This is a genomic window from Treponema socranskii subsp. socranskii VPI DR56BR1116 = ATCC 35536 (genome assembly GCF_000468115.1).
Classification (GTDB): Bacteria; Spirochaetota; Spirochaetia; order Treponematales; family Treponemataceae; genus Treponema_D; species Treponema_D socranskii.
The window spans coordinates 1-18,519 of record NZ_AVQI01000079.1; the positions used below are offsets into that span (position 1 = coordinate 1).

Here is an 18,519-nt window from a genome sequence, read left to right on the forward strand (position 1 = left end):
CCCCTGTTTTATTACAAATTAAACTAATCTGACCGCTCTCAAATCGGAAAAAGCTCCGGCTTGGGGCGGTTTTTTTGTGTGTGATGTAAGTGCGCGGAAAACTTCCGGACGCAGCCACAGCGGCATCCCTTGAAAAGCGTTACGGCTATCGCCCTCACGCTGCTATTATCTTTAAAATCCCGTCTTTTAATTCCTGCTTTTTTGCGGGCGTAAGTTCGCTTTTGTCGTGCAGGTCGAGCGTGTCGGCAAGGCGCATCGGATTTTTTTTGCACACGAAAACAACGTCGGCAACCGAAAGCGCTTCTTCGATGTCGTGCGTAACGAATAAAATCGTATTTTTTTCTTTTTGATGAATCGCAAGCAAATCGGCAATCATCTTATGTCTGATGCCGTAGTCGAGCGACTTGAACGGTTCATCCATAAGCAAAAGCTCGCTGCCGTAATAAAGCGCGCGCGCAATCGAACAGCGCTGCTTCATACCGCCGCTCAGTTCGTCAGGATAATAGCGCTCGAATCCGGTAAGGCCCGCCATATCGATAAAGCGCTGTACTTCTTTATCATCGCCTTCGGGATTTACCGATTTGATATTTTGCGTGACGGTCAGCCACGGAAGAATCCTGTCTTCCTGAAACACATAGCCGATTTTTTTGCCGCCCGTTTGCAGCGAGCCTTCAAAATTCGTATCGAGACCGGCAACAATATTGAGCAGCGTCGACTTTCCGCAGCCGGAAGGCCCGACGATAACCGCAATATCGCCGCCGCGCACAAAAAAAGAAAGCCGGTCGATAACCGTTTTGCCGTTGTAGATTTTTTTAAGATTGTTTACGCTGAGCATATTTTTGTTCCTTCGGCACAAACAGCAGAGCGACGGCTGCTTCCAGCACATAGTACATGCACACCGACACGACCGTCCACGCGATAATCGCTTCCGGTTCGATGTTCAAACGCGCATTCACAATTTGCCCGCCGATGCCGGAAGAAGTCGTCAGCACTTCGCCCATAACGACCGTTTTGGATGCAGTACCCAAGGCGATCCGCAAACCGGAATAAAACTGCGGCTTTACGGACGGCCACGTGATTAAAAAAAAGCGTTGCTTTTTCGTATATTTGAACACGGTTCCCATCTCAAGCAGTTTTCGGTCTACGTGCAAAACCGCATCCTGCACCGAAATCGCGATAATCGGAAAAATCGCAACCGCGACGATAAGGACGGCGGGCTTTCCGTTAAAACCGAACCAGATGATCGCAAGCACAAGCAGCGCAACGGGCGGCACAACCTGCAGCACGCCGAGAACCGGTTTGCACAGTTCCCGGCACGTTTTGCACAGGCCGCACACATAGCCGACGAGGCAGCCCGACGCAACGCCGAAAAAAAGCCCCGCGCCGAGCCTGCCCAAAGTTTTTGCCGCTTCGTGCAAAAGATCGGGAGCGGACAAAATGCGCGCAAGTATTTTACCGACGGCCGGAATCGGCGGCACTACAAGCGGCGGGTACGCTAAAGAGAGTACCTGCCACAGTGCAAGCATGGCGAGCGCCGCTATGCAGTTATTTTTTATAGAGGATTTTTTCATCGGGAACTTTTCCGCCGATCGTTGCCGGATCAAAATCGACTAAAAGCTGCCAAAACTGCTGCAAGTCGGCTTTCGCATCGTATGCGTTTTTATAGATAAGCCCCATGCGCGGAATCGCTTTTTGTACAACCTGCGCTTTCATGCCGAGCTTGGAATCGGCAAGAGCAGCCGCCTTGTCGGGATTTTGCAGCACCCAGTTCAGCGCCTTTTCGTATTCCGCTTCAAAGCGTGCGACAAGTTCGGCATTGTCTTTTATGAATTTCGATTTTGCGCCGAAGCCCGCATTCGGAATAATCGTGTTGTCGTCGGTAACTTTTTTCCATTCTTCTTCGAACGAAAACGCAACACGCGTATTTTTATTCTGCATTAAAATCGCCGTAACCTGCGGTTCGATCATCGTCGCATATTGAATTTTTCCGGCAGCCATCATCTGCGCGATTTCCGGACGCGAAGAGTAGATAATCGTTACGTCTTTTTTCGGCGTAAGGCCTGCTTTTTTCATAAAAAACTGCGTGATAACGTCGGGCGGCGAAGACTGCAGCGGGACATACACGGTTTTCCCTTTTAAGTCCGACCAGTTTTTAAGCGCGGGATCGGTCGTCAAAAAATACGAAACGCCCCACGTGTCCACATTCGTCAGCGTTACGGGAACGCCCTTGTTGTACAGCTTTGCGACAACCGTCAGCGGAAACGCAAACATATCGAAATCGCCGCTCTGCACCATCGCGATAAGTTTTTCCGGCGCATCCCAAATCGTATATTCGATTTTGACGTTTTCGCCGAGCGCATTCGATTCGATCATGCGCAAAACGGGCAAAGCGGGCGGCGCTTTCGGCATACCGATGCGGATCACCTGTTCCTTTGCAAAGGCGGCACAGTTCAGCGCAATAAACAGCGCGGCCGCAGCAAACACTATCTTTTTCATCTCTGATACCTCCGGATGATTGACACTGTCTAAAAGTTAGCATAAACTAATAATAAATTCCGTTGCCGCAGCAACAAACGGGGAAAAAATGCTGAATTTTTGTGAAAATAAAGAGTCGGAAAAGCCGTTCGTAAAGACTATTTTATTTCAGGATTCGGGCCGATTTTCTTTCGTCTAAAAAATTTCCCTTCCACCGGCAGCACGATATACTTGCTGGTATACAGAATATTCGGTGAACCGTCTTTTATTTCATAGTTTACCGCAATAAGTTTCGTTTGATCGCTTATTTTTGAAATAACCGCCATATTGCCGTACTCCACATCGACAAACGTTTCATAGTAAACCTTACGGGATGGTTCTATAATAAATTCATTGGCGCTGATAAAATACGCAACAGATATTCCGCCGGAAATTAAACAGGAAATCAGAAAGATAAAGAACCTCACCTTTTTCGGCCTCAATTCTTCTATATTGCATAAGCCCCATATAGCCATAAAACAAAAAAAGGCAACAACAATCATCGTTACCCACCCGCATTTACTCGAAATCCAACAAATCCATCTTGGACTATTCTGATTTGAACAGAAAGACCTTATGGCTCCTATATCGAAAAGCCATAGAAGGAAAACGGAAGTCGATAAAAGAAACAAATTTGCAAATTTTGTAATTGCCTCCTCTTTTTCCATCGGATAAATTTTTTTTTACTATAACAGGCGATCCGATAAAAACTATCAAGATTAAATACAAAAGTATTAAAAATAAATTCTTATTCGAATCGATTGCAAAATACTCCGTCGATATTTTATAAAATTCAAATGCATTTTGTTTATAGCTTTGATTTATATAAAAATCTAATGATAACTTTATCGAACCTAAGACTGTACCTAGAATCGCAATAAGACGCATTATTTGTGGTAAGATTTTAAAAAAAATGTTTTCTTCAGAAAAAAAACTAAGTACCCTCTCGCGAAAGTTTATATTCTTAGGATCTTCCTTGTTTTGCTTATCTTTGTTCATACAAGATTACCTCCGAAGACAACCATATATATTGATACGGAATATATAGACACGGAAGCATTATACGATAATCTCATATCATTTTATTTATCGTATTCTTCCGGTTCGGTATTCGACGCGTTATTTAAAACCGACAGAAATTTTTCCCGCGAACCTCTTTCCGCTCTTTTTTGAAGATAGGCGGCGGTTTGCATTGCGGACAGCTTTTCGCCGATCGCCGAAGCTATAAACTGATTTATTGAGATTTTATCTTCTTTCGATACGGTCTTTACCATTTTATGATACGAATCGGGAATGTTGATGCTCAAGGTACTCATTCGTGCCGGCCTCCTGCATATTTTAAGAATTCTTTAGGCGTCACTATCTTTATGCCTAAAGATTTCGCTTCCTTAAAATCTTTTTTATTATACGTTATTATAAATTCACTATTGGATTGAATTGCAACTTCCAATACGTGATCGTCATACGGATCTTTTAAATACGGTCTCCACAGGTAAAATAATTCTATGTGTTTACCGACGCGGCAAAGATAATCCAAAAAATCGTCGATAACCTCGTCCGAATAATCCGCTCGATTTAGGTATTCCTTTAGAACGGCTTCATATTCCAAAACAAGCGGTACCGACAACGCAAAATCAAATACGCCCGTATCTATCTTTTGCAGTAATCGGTTCGATTGCCCGTTGATACTTTTTAATGCGGATAAAATCACATTTGTATCTATGACGACAACCGGTCCGTTCATAATCTATATTATATATGAGATAGGCTATCCGTCAATATTTTAAAACTGAATGTACGGATGATTTATATGATGATTGACACTGTCTAAAAGTTAGCATAAACTAATCGACATACCTCGCTGGTTTACGGCGAGGTATGTCGTTCCCAAAAGGTATCGCAGTCGGCTTTAATCCCCTTTGTTACGGCGCAGAGCGCCGGGGTATTAAATCCTCCGCACGAATAATAAATTCCGTTGCCGCAGCAACAAACGGGGAAAAAATGCTGAATTTTTACACGTCGTTTTTAGCGCGAACGGCGGTATTCAAAGGGATTCCCGCCAAAGACATAGACAAAGCGATCGCCTGCCTGCGCGGATTTTACCGCTCCTTCGAGTGCGGGCAAGAGATATACCGTTCCGGCGATATAGTCTCTTATGCGGGAATCGTCGTCGACGGATACGTTCACGCCGAACAAATCGGTGTAGACGGCAAAACCGTGCTGCTCAAAGAAATCGGACGAGGAGAATCTTTCGGAGAAGCGCTGTGCTGTCTCAGACAGGCGAACCCGTTTTTGCGCATTATCAGCGCGGAAAAGACAAAGGTTCTGTTCATTCAGCTTCCCTCGGAAGACGGCACAAATCGGTGCGGCTGCCCCTACCGCATAATCGTGCTCGAAAATCTGTTGCGCGAAATGGCGCGCGACATTCAGCACCTCAACATGAAAATTCAGCTTTTGGCGCAGCCGACGCTCCGCGACAAGCTTTTATTTTACCTGCATCTCACGCAAAACGCGCTGCACCGCAATTCGTTTACGCTGCCGTTTACGCGCGAAAAACTCGCGCAATTCATATCGGCCGACAGAAGCGCCGTCTCGCGCGAGTTGAGCCGCATGAATCGTGAAGGAATTATTCAAATCGAAGGGAAAACGGTAACGCTGAATTGAACTTGCCGCACCGGCAGTTTATCGCCCGATGTACGATGTGTACGGAAAAACTCCAGCGGTACCGATTGACAGATACGAATTATTACTTTTTCCATAAATTATTAATCAAATCGATTTTGCATAGCTCCAATATTTTTGTTGCCTGTGCAACGGATTCGGCAGCGGATTTACAGTATGTTTATTCCAGACGATTCACGGAGGCCGATATGCTGAAAAGCAAACATATATTTTCCATCGCAAAAGACAATGCGCCGGTAGAAGGGTGTACGGTTTCGGAAAAGGTGCTGCAGGGGAACGGGTGCAGCATGAGCGTTTTTTCGATCGCGGCAGGCACGAACATCAGCCCCGAAAGCTACGACTATCCGAAAATTTGGAAGATCGAAGAAGGCGGCGCCGAAGTGCTGTATTTGACGGCGGAAACGCAAGTGCTTACACGCGGTGACATTTTCATCGTACCGCAGAATATTCCCGTCGGCATACGAAGCAAAACGGGATGCATATATTCGGAAATACTTTTAGATAAGGAGTGTGTTATGAACGACATTTTAAAGAGCGCGAAAGTTTTCGCATTAAAAGATCTTCTTCCCTATAAAGACGGAAAGATTGTAAACATGGATCTTGTCGACAGCGACAAAACCAAATTTGTGATTATGGCTTTCGACGCAGGAACGGGATTGTCCGAACATTCCGCCCCCGGAGACGCGATTATATTCTGCCTCGACGGCGAAGGCATTATCGGATATGAGGGAAAAGAGTACCGCATTCACGAAGGCGAAAACTTTAAGTTCGATAAAAACGGCAAGCACTACGTCAAAGCGGAAGGCAAATTCAAAATGGCTTTGCTGCTCGTCCGCGACTGATTGTACGCATATCGCAGGCAGAATAATCGACAAAAACGCCGTACAAAATATTCCCTTTTCTCACAAAGTACAATCATCGCATAGCCTCATATTGAAACCGCACGATATTTTTATAAAAATATCGTGCGGCGCTTCGGCGAGGGCAACAAAATTATTGATACCGATGAGATTCGAACAGATATCGACTGTCTCACGGTACTTTATAAAATACTGCAGCCCTATGTTCGGACCGCTGAAAGCGATCAATCGGCACTCTTTGCCGCCTGTTTTATCGTCCCGTCGGGTTTGTAAAAAAGGCCGCGTAAAATCAGCGCAAGGGCACCGTCACCGGTTACGTTGCATGCCGTACCGAAGCTGTCCTGCAGCGCAAAAATCGCAATGAGCAATCCCGTACCGACTTCGTTAAAACCGAGCACGCTGATGACGATACCGAGAGACGCCATAACCGTTCCGCCGGGAACACCGGGCGCGCCTACGGCAAAAATTCCGAACAGAAACGAAAACAAAATCATCGTTCCGACCGAGGGGACGGAACCGTAAAGCAGCTGGGAAATCGTCATGGCAAAAAACGTTTCGGTCAAAACCGATCCGCACAAATGCGTCGTCGCTCCGAGCGGAATGGCGAAGTCAACGATATCCGAAGGCAAAACGCTCGATTTATGTGCGCATTGCAATGCGACCGGCAGCGTCGCCGCGCTCGACATCGTACCGACGGCGGTCGCATACGCAGGGCCGTAGTGCTTTACGACTTCCAGCGGATTTTTCTTTGAAACCGCGCCGCCGATAAGATAGAGCAGCGTCATCCAAATAAAATGTCCGATCAATACGATTACGATAACTTTCAAGAATACCGGAAGCTGGCGCGTCAAACTGCCGCTGTATGCGAGTTCTGCAAAAGTCGTCGCGATAAAGAACGGCAATACCGGTACGATAACGCGGTTTACGACTGCAAGCACCATCGCCTGCGTTTCTTTCAGCACTTTTTCGACGGTCGCAGCCTTCGTCCAGATAACCGAAATACCGACCAAAATCGCAAGCAGCAACGCGGTCATAACCGGCATGATAGGTTGGATATTCAATACGAACGGAGTCGCCGGAACTTCAATCAGCGCGGCGGCCTGCGAAGGAACGTGCAGGAACGGAATCAGTATGTATCCGGCAACCGTTGAAAACAGCGATGCGCCGACCGCCGAAGCGTACGATATGAGTAAAAACGAACCGAGCATCTTTCCTGCATTTACTTTCAGATCGCAGATTGCCGGAGCGATAAAGCCGAAAATGACGAGCGGAACGGCAAAAAAGATGAGCGAACCGAGCAATTTTTTAATCGTTGCAATAATACCCATCACCGAAGCGGGGACGAACAAGCCCAACAGTACGCCGGCAAGAATTCCCAAGCCGAGCTGCGGCAAGAGACCCAATTTGAAACTTTCTTTTTTTTCCATAATTTTAAAAATCCTCCTTTTTGCGGCGTCGATCCGGCAGCATAGTAAAATGTTCCGATTCCGCAATATAAAACAGTATAAATCCGCTTTTTCAGGTTGTCAAATTTTTTATGCAAAGCCGTACATTATAAGCCGATAAAAATTTTCCGTTTCTATCGGCAGATTTTTTTGTTCTTGACACAATAATACAATTAGCATAAGCTAACAACGAAACAGGAGCTTCTATGAAAGTATTGGAAATAAACAAAGCGTTCCGAAAATTCGGAGAAATCCAAGTAAAATTTCGATGGCTTTTTTTGCTCGCGATGTTCGTCGTTACCGCGGTCGGGCTTTCGGGTTTGCGAAAATTCGTCGCTGAAGATCTGCAGGAAGACTGGTTCGGCGACAAAGAGAAAATCAAACTCGCAACCGATCGCTTTGAAGAGACGTTCGGCAACGAAGACGTCATCACGGTTTTGGTTCAGACAAAAGACGTATTCGATTCCGACGTACTCAACATGATCGACCGGCTCGGAAACGAAATGATGGAAACGATTCCCTATGCACGCGATGTCATGTCCGTCGTCGAAGTTTCGGTTGCAAAAGGTACCGATGACGGTATGCAAGTCGTCACGCCGTTTGAAGACGGCATACCCGACACGCACACGGCCGAAGGCAAAGCGGAGATGGAATCGATCAAAAAATTTCTACTCTCGCGCGAAGCGATTGCAAACAAACTCGTCTCCGAAGATGCGACCGAAACTTGGGTCATCCTCTATCTGTACGGCTACGGCGAAGAAGACAATAAAGCGCGCACCGGCATGTACAAAGCAGGTAGAGCCGCACATAAATTGCTCGAAGACCCGAAGTGGCAAAGCGATAAATGGAATCTTATCTGCGCGGGAACGCCGTACACGGAATGCGAAGAAACCGACGTCATGCAAAAAGAGATGTCGCGCAACCTTATAAGCGGCTTTATCGCAATGATCATCTGTTTGATTTTATTCGTCCGTTCTCTGCGCGGTCTCATCGTCCCTCTTTTTTCGACGGTCGGCGGTATCGGCGTCGTATTCGGCTTTATGTCGTACTTCGGCATCGTAGCCGATCAAAATATGATGACGATTCCGATTTTGCTCGGCATGGCGCTGTCGGTCGGCTATTCGATCCACTACATCAATTCGTTCAAACTGCATTTCAGACAGACGGGGATTCGAAAAGAATCGGTCATCATGTCGGTCGAAGAAACCGGCTGGCCGCTCTTCTTTACCGCGCTCACGACGATCGCATCCCTCATCTCTTTCGCCCTCGTCGACATCGGTCCGCTCAAATGGCTCGGCTTGACATCGTCGGCGACCGTTTTGGTCATATTCCTCTACGCGATCATCCTGATCCCCGTACTGCTTTCGTTCGGAAAAGATAAAAAAAAGGAAGAAAGCGCAACGACGCAGAAAGTGACGAAAGCCGACCTCGCGTTCGAGTCGTTCGGGAAGCGCGTGTTGAAACACAGCAAAGCCGTCCTCATCGTCGGTTTCGCGATGATCGTCGTCTTTATTCCGGGAATTTTTAAAATCCGCGTAACGCTCGACTATATCGAAATGCTCGGATTAAAGATCCCGTACATCGCTCGCTTGGCAAAACTGCAGGAGACGCAGCTCGGTTCGGTGTATTCGTATAAAATATTAATCGAATATCCCGACGTCGATGAATTCAAAAAACCCGAACGCATGTTCGCACTCGAAAAGCTCGAAAACACGCTCGGCAATTTAAGTTTGACGAGAAAATCGAACGGGAAACCCCGCGTCAAATCGGTGCTCGACATCGTAAAAGAAACGAACCGCATGCTGAACGGAGACGATCCGGCGTATTATTCGATCCCCGACGACGAAGACCTTTTGACACAGGAACTCTTCCTGTACGAAATAACCGGCGGCTCTCGGCTCTACGATTGGCTCAACGCCGATTACAATATGGCATACGTCAATGTCAATCTCGCGACATACAACAGCAGTCAAATCGCATCGAACATCGCGGATGCGGAAAAAGCCGCTGAAGAACTTTTCCCCGGCGCCGAAGTTTCCGCTATCGGAGCGGTCGCCGAGTTTGCCGAAATGAACGGAAAAATCGTACGCGGAGAATTGAAATCGTTTGCAGGCTCGTTTATCATGATCGCTGCGATGCTCATCCTCGTGTTTATGAGCATTCGGACGGGACTCATCGGAATGATCCCGAATATCACACCGGTCATCATTCTCGCCGGCATTATGGGCTATTTCCGCTTCCAGCTCGATATGATGACGATGACGATCATGCCGATGATACTCGGCATCGCCGTCGACGATACGATTCACTTTATCAATCACGTCAAATATTATTACGAAGTGCACGGAAATTACAAAGATGCGATTTTGCGTACCTATCTTGAAATCGGAAAGACGATGTGCATGACAACGGTTATCATCTGCGCCATGTTCCTCATCTACGCGTTCAGCCCGATGACCACGATGCATCGCATCGGAATGCTTTCGATTATCGGTTTGACGGCAGCTTTGGTTGCCGACTACCTCATGACGCCCGCGCTCATCTATGTGACGAAACCGTTCGGAAAAGAATTCGACGGGATCGAACGAAATCGCTGATCGACAATCGACGCAAACGCCCCGCAGTTTTGCGGAGCGTTTGCAGGCGGTGCGAAATTAATAAAAACGAAAGCATTAAATTACGCAAACCGAATGCGCCTTCGTGCGGGTGACGAGACATTCGAGCTTGCGATGCAGTTATTACGGTATTTTACAACTGGACATCGACGTTATCGCCGAGGCACTTTACCGCCGTCGCGGGAATGCCCATGTTCCATTCTTTTTCTTTTTTTATTCCATTCCATTCCGCCGATGTACCTTCGAATTCGATTGTCGTAAGCTTCGTACAATTACTGAAAGCGCTTTGTCCTATCGTTTTCATGGATGAGGGAATCGTAACCTTCGTCAATTCTTTGCATTCGGCAAAAGTATAGTCGGGAATCACTTTGCTGCCGGCTGCAAACGTTACCTTAGTAAAATTCGCTCCGTAGAAAACATAACTTTTATTTTCATTCAGCACCGGAACTTCCGGCTCAGTAACCGGTTCATAAGACCATTCATACAAACCAATTTTTTTGCCGATATACAGCCGGTGTCCGTATTTTAGAGGATTCGCATCAGACCCTGCAAAGGAAATATTACACCAGTTCTGTATTGTATCACGATAGCACACCTTTTCTATAGAAGTACAGCCGAGAAAAGCCTTTTCTTCAATTTTTTTAATTTTTGAATATAGAATTATGTTTTTAAGATTACTACACTTAGAAAACGTATTTGCTAACACTGTGTCTACAGATAGTTCAGCCTCTTGTATACTTATGCAATTGGCATATGTCGTGCTATAAAAAAGGATAGGCATTATGACAACCTTTGTAGCCTGATTATCATTGATGTACAATTCATACGGATAGTCAAATACAATCCCGCCCCAAATATCGGTCCATTCTCTCGCATTGTGATTATTATTATCATAGTAATAATAAATTTTCGATAAATTTCTACATCCATTGAAAGCGCGGGAATCAATACTGCCTTCACAAATCTTTTCAAGTTTTATAGTTGAAAGATTTGAACATCCATCAAAAGCATTGCGCGCAATTGTTCGAATATCTCTCATGTTTATCGTTTTAATATTGGTACAATTGACAAACGCAAATTGCGTTACTTCCTTATTGCGTGTTGTATCGGAAAGCGTAATATTTTCCTCAAGCACGTCGTTAAAATACAATTGCTTTGCAAAATAAACAGGATTCGCTTCTTTGTCCTTGAACTCTATCGCCGCCCACTGGGAAGGGCTGCCTTTATAGCGTACTTCCGCTAATGCACTGCAATCCGCAAACGTACCGCTCGGAAACGAAACGAGATTCGTCCCTATTGTCAATTTTTTAAGAACTGTATGACGTCGAAATGGAGAATTCCATGAATACACAAATTTAATAGTATCGGGAAGGACTACTTCTTCCAGTCCGGTAGCAACGGCTAAAAGCTGTTTTAAATTTTTCTCATAAATACAATTATTTTCAGAAGCGTATGTCGTATTTGCAGGATCCACCGTGAGTTCGGTCAAAGCGGTACAGTCCGCAAAAACTTCGTGCAATTCAGTAACGCTTGCCGGAATGTGTATACGCAGAAGCTTGCTGCAACCGTTAAATGCCGAGTATATCTTTTTTACGCCATTGCCGATCGTAACCTGTTCCAATGCAGTACAGTTCGAAAACGCATAATTAACGGACGGAACACCATCTGCAATCACGGCGTTTTTTATCGTAGTGCTTCCGCTAAATCTAAATTTTCCTTCCGTCACTCCTTCCGTATGAACGACTGCAACATCGGTCAGTTTTGTACATTTTGAAAAATCGGATCCACGACTCCGGCAGCCGTCCGCCATCGTCACTTTAGTAAGCTCGGTACAATAGACGAACGCATTCGAAGCAATTTCTGCAACAGTTCCCGACACGGTTACTTCCGTTATGCCGGGTGCCGCACAAAAAAGTTTTTTCGAACCTTTTGTATAAACATAATTGTTCTCAGCCGCATAGGTTGTATTCTCTGCGGCTACCGCGATTGTTGTAAGCTTATTGCAGTTTTCAAAAATGTTCGGCTCGAAACTTGAAACCGAAGCCGGCAGTTCGATTGAGCGTAAACTGCTGCAATTGGAAAAAATCCCCCCTTTCAATGTTGTAAGCTGTGAGCCCGCTTCAAAATTTACGGAACTGAGCGCCGTACAATTTCCGAAAGCGGACGACCCAAGCGTTTTAACGGATTTGGGAACGGTTATCGATTGCAGAGCGGTACAATCTGAAAAAGCACGATCGGCTATCGTCTTTACCGACGGAGGAATCTCAATACTTGTAAGCGAAGTACATCCGGCAAAACCGATAAGCTCTTCCACCTTAGCCGTTTCCTCGAAAGAAACGGTTGTAAGCGAAGTACACAGGGAAAAAGCATTTTTACCGAGCTTTGTAACAGACGCAGGAATTTCCACTTGTTCAAGCGCTGCGCATCCGCTGAAACAGTTAATTTCGGTAAGCTGCGATTCTTTATCAAAGGTAACTTTTTTTATGCCTGACTTATAAAAAGCATCTTCTGCAATCGAGACAATATTTTTGGGAATGGTTATTTCCGATAATGACGTGCATTCGTAAAATGTGTTCTTCTTAATCGTCGTAACCGCCGAAGGAATATGTACATCTTTCAGAGCGGAACACTTATAGAATGCGGATTCGCCGATTTCCGTTACGGAATCCGGTATGGAAATTTTTACAAGATTTGTACACCCCCAAAAGGCTTCCTTACCTATGACAGTATTGTTCTTAGAAGCAGGCAAGGAGATTTCGACAAGCGATGTCGCGCCTTTAAAATCTTGGAGTGTTATGCCCGGAAAATCTTCGGTAGCGGATAAATCGAGCGTAACTCTTTTTACAGGAGTACCCGTCAATGCGCTCCCGATCAACGACAATAAAATATCTGCAGGAAATAGACTTTCGTTGAAAGAACCGGTAACTTTGACTATATAACGGTTATCTGCATCGAGCTGTTTAATATATGACGGAGCTTCCCCTACCGTTACCGTTTTTGTTATGAGGGTCCCCCCCCCCGCTACTACCGCCTCCGCCGCCCGAGCTTCCTCCGCCGCCGGATCCGTTTCCACCGCCGGAAGAACCGCTATCGGAATCGTTACTGCATCCGATACATAACGCTGTCAAAGCGATACATACGCTTACAAAAAATACAAACCCGCGTTTGCTTCTTTTCATAATAGCCCTCTTTCAAAATCATTTCTATGCAATAAATGAAAACTTCATTTACAAGACTCAAAAATTGATGCACAATTCTATCTATGATTATCAACGATAACTATTCAACACCGCTTTGTCAATCGTTTTGCAAAACGTACGCGTGTAGCGGAAAACCATCGGTATAACTTGATACGTTACGCGTTATTAAGTATAATCAATTATGATTAAATCATGGCGGCATAAAGGTCTTAAAGATTTTTTCGAAACCGGGAATAAAGCGGGAATTATTCCTGAACATGCTTCCAAACTAACTATGACTAGAAAACCGACTCATCCGGGTGAAGTATTCTTAAAAGATGTTCTTGAACCGTTGGGAGTAACCATCACCGATGCGGCAGAGATGCTTGGGGTTACAAGAAAAACGCTCTCGGAATTTGTAAATGAAAAATCCGCGTTAAGTCCAGAAATGGCAATTAGGATTGCTAAAACAACGGCTACAACACCGGAAAGCTGGATGGTAATGCAAATGAAACTTACGTTATGGCTTGCGATGCAAAACGCGCCGAAAAATGTAAAAGTCGCCTGCTTCGGGTAAAGGATTAATATTCCGATTCGTTACATCGTTTTTGCTATCGGTGTAGGCGTGAGTGTATAACCGATAGCGTGGAGAATGTTAAACACCGTTGAAAAAGCGGGGTTCGCTTCGGGGGCAAGTGCCTTGTAAAGCCCATCTCTTGTAATGCCCGCTTCCTTTGCCGTCTTTGTCATTCCCCTTGCTCTTGCCACTGCGTTTATTGCACGGAGTAAATCTTCAGGTGTTCCCTCTTTGGCATTATAGTCAAGATAGCCTTTTTGTAATTCTTCGGTATCAAGATATTCTGCCATATCAAATTCAGTCAATTTTTCCATAATCGATACCCCCGGGCCATTTTCTTGGCAGTCTTTATATCCTCATCTTGTGTTGATTTATCACCACCCACAAGAAGTATTACAATCTGCTTTCCATTGTTCGTAAAATAAACCCTGTAGCCTTTTCCTACATCTATCCTCAGCTCAAAAACTCCGCCGCCTACCGTCTTGGAATCCCCGAAATTGCCGACTGTCATTCTTGCAATTCTTTGACCTATGGCGAATTTCGCTCTTTCATCACGGAGTTTTTTAAACCATTTCTTATATGTTTCTGTCTGTAATACCTTATACACAATTATACTGTATAGCATGATATACACTCCGTCAACAGTTTTTTCCTAAAAATCGCCCGAAACACCAACCTTTTAAGATAAACAGCCGATGAAATAATCAATGAGGTTCCGCAACAGCAAGAAAAGTTTTCAGCTTCGGTTAGAGGATTAAAGAGAAAATAATATTATTTTTTTTCAGTCATAACTTTCGTAAAATAATAGTCAAACGACTTTCCGTTATCTTTTATAACGGCAATCAAAACTTTTACCGTATCCGAGTTCGGTGTACGATACCAACATATAAAATATACTTCTCCGTCTTCCAAATCATATTCGGACAAAGCGGATCGGCACAGCCATAAATCCTCTTTGGTAAGTTTTAATATATCGGAAACATCAAAATCATTAAAATATTCTTCAAAGCTTTTTTCAATTTCTTCAAGATCTTGTGTAATATCGCTCTCAAAAGTCTTTCTAAGTTTTTCACTAATTTGAGTATCCTTTACCCAATACTCTGCTTTCGCATAACCTTTATATCCGGTTTCCCAATCGGAATAATATTTAAACGGTTCATTCGCACAAATTACCTGCACCGCAATAAAAAATATCGCAAACACAATTCCGACTCGCTTCATAAATCGCCCCCTACAACACCGTACACAAAAACGCCGTCGTCAAGCCCAAAAAGATCGAAAGACCGAGCATGTGTACCGGCACGAAGGAACTGAGCGCGAGCGCACCGAAGGAAACGGCGGTCGTCAAAAACGACAGCAAAATCGCAAAAGGTTCAAGGCGAGCGTTCACCGACGTGTCGCTGCGCTTTTCGTTTTCGACCATGTAGATCACGTAGTCGAGACCGAGACCGAACACCAAAATCATGCCGGTAATCGAAAAGAATTCGAGCGGTATGCCGTGCGCCGAAAATATCGATGCGATGACGAGCACGATGAGCAGCGGGATAGATGCGATCTTCAGCGTGTGCCGCCAGTTGTAAAAAATCTTCAGCACGATGACGATGACGACGTATGCGATTGCAAACAGCGTCAAAATCGTCTTCGTCAAACGATCCAAATCGCGTCCGATGTCTTTGATTTTATTTTCAAAATAGACGTTCGGATTTTCCGAGGCGATCCGTATATACGCCGCTTCGTCGGTAATCGAAATGGGAAGCACGATGGAATAGTACCTCCCGTCGATTTCACCGAGCCATGCGGACGATATCGCTTTTTTGAGGTACGACGGGATATCACCGTCGGGAGTGATGTACTTTGCTGCGTCCGCATCGTACGATGCCTGCAGTTCCGCCGCAAGCGACGCATCATAGCCGAGCATTTCGTATTGGACGGGTGCGAACGGCAAAAGATTTCCCGCCGCTTCGTACGATTTTTTTTGCTTTGCAAGGGACGGGATATACTGCGACGTTGCAATAAAACCGCCGAGCGCTTTACCCTCGTTGACTTCCGACAGGCGCTTACAGAGCGCTTCTTCTTCTTCGAGCGTTTTTTCAACCGTGTCTCCGGCTATGATAAACCAGCCAGTCGGATTGTAGTTGAGCACTTTATACGAAATGACCGCATCTTCGCGGACGCGTCCGGTCGCTTCGTATAAGGTGTTGACGTCGTTTTCTATTTTAATATTTTTACGGTTGACGAAAAGCGTCGTAAGCGTTACGGCAAAAATCGAAACTACTGCAATTCTGCCGATTTTCTTTTTGTCATACCACTTAGGCGCGGCAAGCGCATCGATGAGCGGGATCGCGCGCTTGGCATCGGCCGGCATCGCAAGCAGAGGATACACGCTTACGACGGTTAAAAACGCGCTGAAAATGCCGGTAAGCGAAAATACCGCCATCTGCTTGAGCAATCCGAACGGTGCAAATACGAGAATAAAATAGCAGAGTTCGGTGGAGACAAGCGACAGTAAAAGACCGGTCATCAAATGACGGCGGATCTCCGCACCGCTTGCGAGCGCCTTGTTCGCTTTCCAGTGGATGAAAAAGTGCAGACTGTAATCGATACACGAGCCGATCAGCGATGTGCCGAACACGAGCGTTAGTATGTGGATCTGACCGAAGCATGTATACGTCATCGCAAATGCCGTCGCGATCGAAAGCAAAATCGATACGATGGACAAAACGAGCGGCAGCGGATTTTTAAACACGATCAGCAATAAAATAATAATGCCGAGCAGCGTTACGGTTGAAATAATCGAAATCTCTCTGCTCGCCGACGTCGAACTTTTGTGACTGTGAAAGGGAGTACCCGAATACACAAAGCGCACGCCGTCTTTTTCGAGCGGTTCGCACACGTCGTAAATCTGCACGACGGCGTTCGACTTGCTTGCAAGCGCCGCCCCTTCTTTGCTTAAAATGCCCTGAACCATCACATACCAGCTGCCGCCGTATTGGGCAGCGAGCACACCGTCTTTCGGCGACATTGACGTACCGGAGTTTTCGAGCGACGCGAGGTAGTATTGCAATACGTATTCGTCGAGCATAAACGGATCGTCTTCCAGCTTATCGAGAGAAGAAAACGTAAAGGCGCCGTAGGCTTTCGCAAGCGCGTTTTCGGCAAAGCTTTCCGCGCCGCCCGGAGATGAAAGCGTTTCGACGGCTTCATCGTCGAGCAGATTCCAGCGGTACTCGTGCACAAAGTCCATCACGCTTTGGAGCATCGCTTCATCGGAATACAGCGATACCGATTTAAATCGCGGGCTGTCTTTCAATTCACCGTAGACGGTTTCCGCGACGGACTTCGCCGTATCGAAATCTTTATGCGATACGAGGATAAATACGTTTTGCCCCGTCATTTCGGTAAGGCGTTCGTCGGCGACGCCCATCGCTTTGCCGATATCCGGCTTCGGCAGCATATTAAAAAGATCGGCGTCGAGGTTTACCGTACCCGCGCGTGCAATGATAAAAAGACAAGGGACAAGGACGAGCGCGTGGAAAACAAGCCATGCAAATGCAAAGGTTTTATTTCGCGGCAAAGACGGCTTTTTCATCTGCTGAAAGCTCCTTCGGATACTTTTGATTCGAAAACGTATAGGTAACGGTATCGCCGCCCGCTTCGGTCATAACGATCGTATCGAATTCGGCACCGCCGGACGCGCCCGTTCCGCCGAGTGCGAGCGTTTTCATCACGGCGGCGACCGTTTTATCTTTCGGAGTAAGAACGGCACTCCATTTATTTCCGTCGGAAGAAAAAGCGACCGAAAAATTTTCGTACAGTTTTTTCACATTGCCGGAAAAAATCGAAGAGAGCGTCGTCGAAATGCTCGTAAAGATTTGATTGTTCGACGCGTCGATAACGGTTTTTTTTCCGTCGGGCGTCGTTTGAATAACGCTCGTCAATCCCACGACGAGCGACGACGGAAAGGGCTTCAGCGTTTTCCACATAATACCGTCGAGGCTGAATATAAAGGTTCCGCTCGACGTGAGCGAACGGTTCACTTTCGAAATCGTACGCACCTGCGTAAAGTTTCCGGTCGTATTCGGATGGCGTGCGAGATCGGCACATACAGTATCGAATGTCGCATCCGCCGCAAAGAGCGGCATCGCCGCAAAAGCAAGAACACATATAACATTAACAATTATCTTTTTCATACAATACCTCCGCAAGCGCCATTCGACGCCGTTATTTTTTTAACAATTTTTCAACGCGGGTTATCAATTTTTCAGGACACACGAAACACGTTTCGCCCGTTTGCAGCTTTACCGCCATCTGCGTGCTTTCCGCCTTTGTCGCAAGGACGCCGGTCTTCGCGTTGTAAATCTCGTAGCGTATTTTAAGACGATTTTCGTATTCAATCAATGATGCTTTGATGCGCGCTTCGTCTCCGAAAGCAAGAGAGCGCACGTATTTTATCTTCAGCTCCGCGACCGGAAACGCGTAGCCGTCTTCGACCATCTGCAGATAGCCGTAGCCGATTTTATCGAGCAGCGCACACCTGCCGCGTTCGATGAATTTTACGTAATTTCCGTGCCACGCGACGCGCATCGAATCGACGTCGTAAAATTCGACTTTAAATGTCATCTCTTCCGAAACGAGCGAACCGTTCAT

19 protein-coding genes are annotated in these 18,519 nt (G+C 45.9%); 4 read left to right on the forward strand and 15 right to left on the reverse strand.

The window, feature by feature from the left end; translation table 11 throughout:
• Positions 1–154 precede the first annotated feature (154 nt).
• From HMPREF0860_RS10465 to HMPREF0860_RS10495, 7 genes are all read right to left on the reverse strand, one after another.
• Positions 155–835 carry an ABC transporter ATP-binding protein gene (locus tag HMPREF0860_RS10465; RefSeq protein ID WP_021330947.1) on the reverse strand — a complete coding sequence of 227 codons (681 nt, stop codon included), beginning with the start codon at positions 833–835 and terminating at the stop codon, positions 155–157.
• Entirely contained in the window at positions 813–1,571 is a 759-nt protein-coding gene (locus HMPREF0860_RS10470; RefSeq protein WP_021330941.1) for an ABC transporter permease, read from the reverse strand. Before HMPREF0860_RS10470 ends, HMPREF0860_RS10465 begins: the two co-directional genes overlap by 23 nt.
• Complete coding sequence (locus HMPREF0860_RS10475) at positions 1,546–2,496, reverse strand: ABC transporter substrate-binding protein (RefSeq protein ID WP_021330950.1); 951 nt, start codon at positions 2,494–2,496, stop codon at positions 1,546–1,548. The genes HMPREF0860_RS10470 and HMPREF0860_RS10475 overlap by 26 nt, the downstream gene beginning before the upstream one ends.
• 137 nt (positions 2,497–2,633) lie before the next feature.
• Positions 2,634–3,017, reverse strand: coding sequence for a hypothetical protein (locus HMPREF0860_RS13840; RefSeq protein WP_162147014.1), 384 nt, complete (start codon positions 3,015–3,017; stop codon positions 2,634–2,636).
• Positions 3,018–3,063: 46 nt separating this feature from the next.
• Complete coding sequence (locus HMPREF0860_RS10485; protein ID WP_021495767.1) at positions 3,064–3,513, reverse strand: hypothetical protein; 450 nt, start codon at positions 3,511–3,513, stop codon at positions 3,064–3,066.
• Positions 3,514–3,596: 83 nt separating this feature from the next.
• Positions 3,597–3,830, reverse strand: coding sequence for a hypothetical protein (locus HMPREF0860_RS10490; protein WP_021330942.1), 234 nt, complete (start codon positions 3,828–3,830; stop codon positions 3,597–3,599).
• Positions 3,827–4,258, reverse strand: coding sequence for a putative toxin-antitoxin system toxin component, PIN family (locus HMPREF0860_RS10495; RefSeq protein ID WP_021330951.1), 432 nt, complete (start codon positions 4,256–4,258; stop codon positions 3,827–3,829). Before HMPREF0860_RS10495 ends, HMPREF0860_RS10490 begins: the two co-directional genes overlap by 4 nt.
• Positions 4,259–4,515: 257 nt before the next feature.
• Between HMPREF0860_RS10495 and HMPREF0860_RS10500 the strand changes: the two genes are divergently transcribed.
• Complete coding sequence (locus HMPREF0860_RS10500; protein WP_038081503.1) at positions 4,516–5,178, forward strand: Crp/Fnr family transcriptional regulator; 663 nt, start codon at positions 4,516–4,518, stop codon at positions 5,176–5,178.
• Between the two features lie 206 nt (positions 5,179–5,384).
• Positions 5,385–6,038 (forward strand): cupin domain-containing protein, encoded by a 654-nt coding sequence (locus HMPREF0860_RS10505; RefSeq protein WP_038081484.1) that lies wholly within the window; start codon positions 5,385–5,387, stop codon positions 6,036–6,038.
• A gap of 242 nt (positions 6,039–6,280) precedes the next feature.
• On the opposite strand, the gene HMPREF0860_RS10515 is transcribed toward HMPREF0860_RS10505, so the two are convergent.
• Positions 6,281–7,483, reverse strand: coding sequence for a dicarboxylate/amino acid:cation symporter (locus tag HMPREF0860_RS10515; RefSeq protein ID WP_021330936.1), 1,203 nt, complete (start codon positions 7,481–7,483; stop codon positions 6,281–6,283).
• A 224-nt stretch (positions 7,484–7,707) separates the two neighbouring features.
• On the opposite strand from HMPREF0860_RS10515, the gene HMPREF0860_RS10520 reads away from it, so the two are divergent.
• The gene (locus HMPREF0860_RS10520; protein WP_021330940.1) at positions 7,708–10,098 is read left to right on the forward strand and encodes an efflux RND transporter permease subunit; all 2,391 of its coding nucleotides are present in this window, start codon (positions 7,708–7,710) and stop codon (positions 10,096–10,098) included.
• A gap of 151 nt (positions 10,099–10,249) precedes the next feature.
• Here the strand turns inward: HMPREF0860_RS10520 and HMPREF0860_RS10525 are convergent, their stop codons facing one another.
• A complete protein-coding gene (locus tag HMPREF0860_RS10525; RefSeq protein WP_021330948.1) occupies positions 10,250–13,189 on the reverse strand; it encodes a leucine-rich repeat domain-containing protein in 2,940 nt (979 codons plus the stop codon).
• A 308-nt stretch (positions 13,190–13,497) separates the two neighbouring features.
• Between HMPREF0860_RS10525 and HMPREF0860_RS10530 the strand changes: the two genes are divergently transcribed.
• Positions 13,498–13,872, forward strand: a complete 375-nt coding sequence (locus tag HMPREF0860_RS10530; RefSeq protein WP_231364420.1) for a HigA family addiction module antitoxin — start codon at positions 13,498–13,500, stop codon at positions 13,870–13,872.
• Positions 13,873–13,892: 20 nt separating this feature from the next.
• On the opposite strand, the gene HMPREF0860_RS10535 is transcribed toward HMPREF0860_RS10530, so the two are convergent.
• From HMPREF0860_RS10535 to HMPREF0860_RS10560, 6 genes are all read right to left on the reverse strand, one after another.
• On the reverse strand, positions 13,893–14,186 hold the full coding sequence (locus HMPREF0860_RS10535) for an addiction module antidote protein (protein ID WP_021330949.1): 294 nt from the start codon (positions 14,184–14,186) through the stop codon (positions 13,893–13,895).
• The gene (locus HMPREF0860_RS10540) at positions 14,174–14,479 is read right to left on the reverse strand and encodes a type II toxin-antitoxin system RelE/ParE family toxin (protein ID WP_038081499.1); all 306 of its coding nucleotides are present in this window, start codon (positions 14,477–14,479) and stop codon (positions 14,174–14,176) included. The genes HMPREF0860_RS10535 and HMPREF0860_RS10540 overlap by 13 nt, the downstream gene beginning before the upstream one ends.
• Before the next feature lie 164 nt (positions 14,480–14,643).
• Positions 14,644–15,093, reverse strand: a complete 450-nt coding sequence (locus HMPREF0860_RS13410) for a hypothetical protein (RefSeq protein ID WP_021330945.1) — start codon at positions 15,091–15,093, stop codon at positions 14,644–14,646.
• Between the two features lie 10 nt (positions 15,094–15,103).
• Positions 15,104–17,461, reverse strand: coding sequence for an MMPL family transporter (locus tag HMPREF0860_RS10550; RefSeq protein ID WP_021330952.1), 2,358 nt, complete (start codon positions 17,459–17,461; stop codon positions 15,104–15,106).
• Positions 17,433–18,062: a LolA family protein gene (locus HMPREF0860_RS10555; RefSeq protein WP_021330954.1), complete on the reverse strand. Its 630-nt coding sequence runs from the start codon at positions 18,060–18,062 to the stop codon at positions 17,433–17,435. The genes HMPREF0860_RS10550 and HMPREF0860_RS10555 overlap by 29 nt, the downstream gene beginning before the upstream one ends.
• 31 nt (positions 18,063–18,093) lie before the next feature.
• A complete protein-coding gene (locus tag HMPREF0860_RS10560) occupies positions 18,094–18,519 on the reverse strand; it encodes an acyl-CoA thioesterase (RefSeq protein ID WP_021330943.1) in 426 nt (141 codons plus the stop codon).

Excerpts from the sequence above, each read along its gene's own strand:
- HMPREF0860_RS10550 (WP_021330952.1), bottom strand. The coding sequence starts at position 17,461 with ATGAAAAAGCCGTCTTTGCCGCGAAATAAAACCTTTGCATTTGCATGG.
- HMPREF0860_RS10520 (WP_021330940.1), top strand. The coding sequence starts at position 7,708 with ATGAAAGTATTGGAAATAAACAAAGCGTTCCGAAAATTCGGAGAAATC.
- HMPREF0860_RS10530 (WP_231364420.1), top strand. The coding sequence starts at position 13,498 with ATGATTAAATCATGGCGGCATAAAGGTCTTAAAGATTTTTTCGAAACC.
- HMPREF0860_RS10475 (WP_021330950.1), bottom strand. The coding sequence starts at position 2,496 with ATGAAAAAGATAGTGTTTGCTGCGGCCGCGCTGTTTATTGCGCTGAAC.
- HMPREF0860_RS10490 (WP_021330942.1), bottom strand. The coding sequence starts at position 3,830 with ATGAGTACCTTGAGCATCAACATTCCCGATTCGTATCATAAAATGGTA.
- HMPREF0860_RS10495 (WP_021330951.1), bottom strand. The coding sequence starts at position 4,258 with ATGAACGGACCGGTTGTCGTCATAGATACAAATGTGATTTTATCCGCA.
- HMPREF0860_RS10555 (WP_021330954.1), bottom strand. The coding sequence starts at position 18,062 with ATGAAAAAGATAATTGTTAATGTTATATGTGTTCTTGCTTTTGCGGCG.
- HMPREF0860_RS10485 (WP_021495767.1), bottom strand. The coding sequence starts at position 3,513 with ATGAACAAAGATAAGCAAAACAAGGAAGATCCTAAGAATATAAACTTT.
- HMPREF0860_RS13840 (WP_162147014.1), bottom strand. The coding sequence starts at position 3,017 with ATGATTGTTGTTGCCTTTTTTTGTTTTATGGCTATATGGGGCTTATGC.
- HMPREF0860_RS13410 (WP_021330945.1), bottom strand. The coding sequence starts at position 15,093 with ATGAAGCGAGTCGGAATTGTGTTTGCGATATTTTTTATTGCGGTGCAG.
- HMPREF0860_RS10500 (WP_038081503.1), top strand. The coding sequence starts at position 4,516 with ATGCTGAATTTTTACACGTCGTTTTTAGCGCGAACGGCGGTATTCAAA.
- HMPREF0860_RS10560 (WP_021330943.1), bottom strand. The coding sequence starts at position 18,519 with ATGAACGGTTCGCTCGTTTCGGAAGAGATGACATTTAAAGTCGAATTT.
- HMPREF0860_RS10465 (WP_021330947.1), bottom strand. The coding sequence starts at position 835 with ATGCTCAGCGTAAACAATCTTAAAAAAATCTACAACGGCAAAACGGTT.
- HMPREF0860_RS10515 (WP_021330936.1), bottom strand. The coding sequence starts at position 7,483 with ATGGAAAAAAAAGAAAGTTTCAAATTGGGTCTCTTGCCGCAGCTCGGC.
- HMPREF0860_RS10535 (WP_021330949.1), bottom strand. The coding sequence starts at position 14,186 with ATGGAAAAATTGACTGAATTTGATATGGCAGAATATCTTGATACCGAA.
- HMPREF0860_RS10505 (WP_038081484.1), top strand. The coding sequence starts at position 5,385 with ATGCTGAAAAGCAAACATATATTTTCCATCGCAAAAGACAATGCGCCG.
- HMPREF0860_RS10470 (WP_021330941.1), bottom strand. The coding sequence starts at position 1,571 with ATGAAAAAATCCTCTATAAAAAATAACTGCATAGCGGCGCTCGCCATG.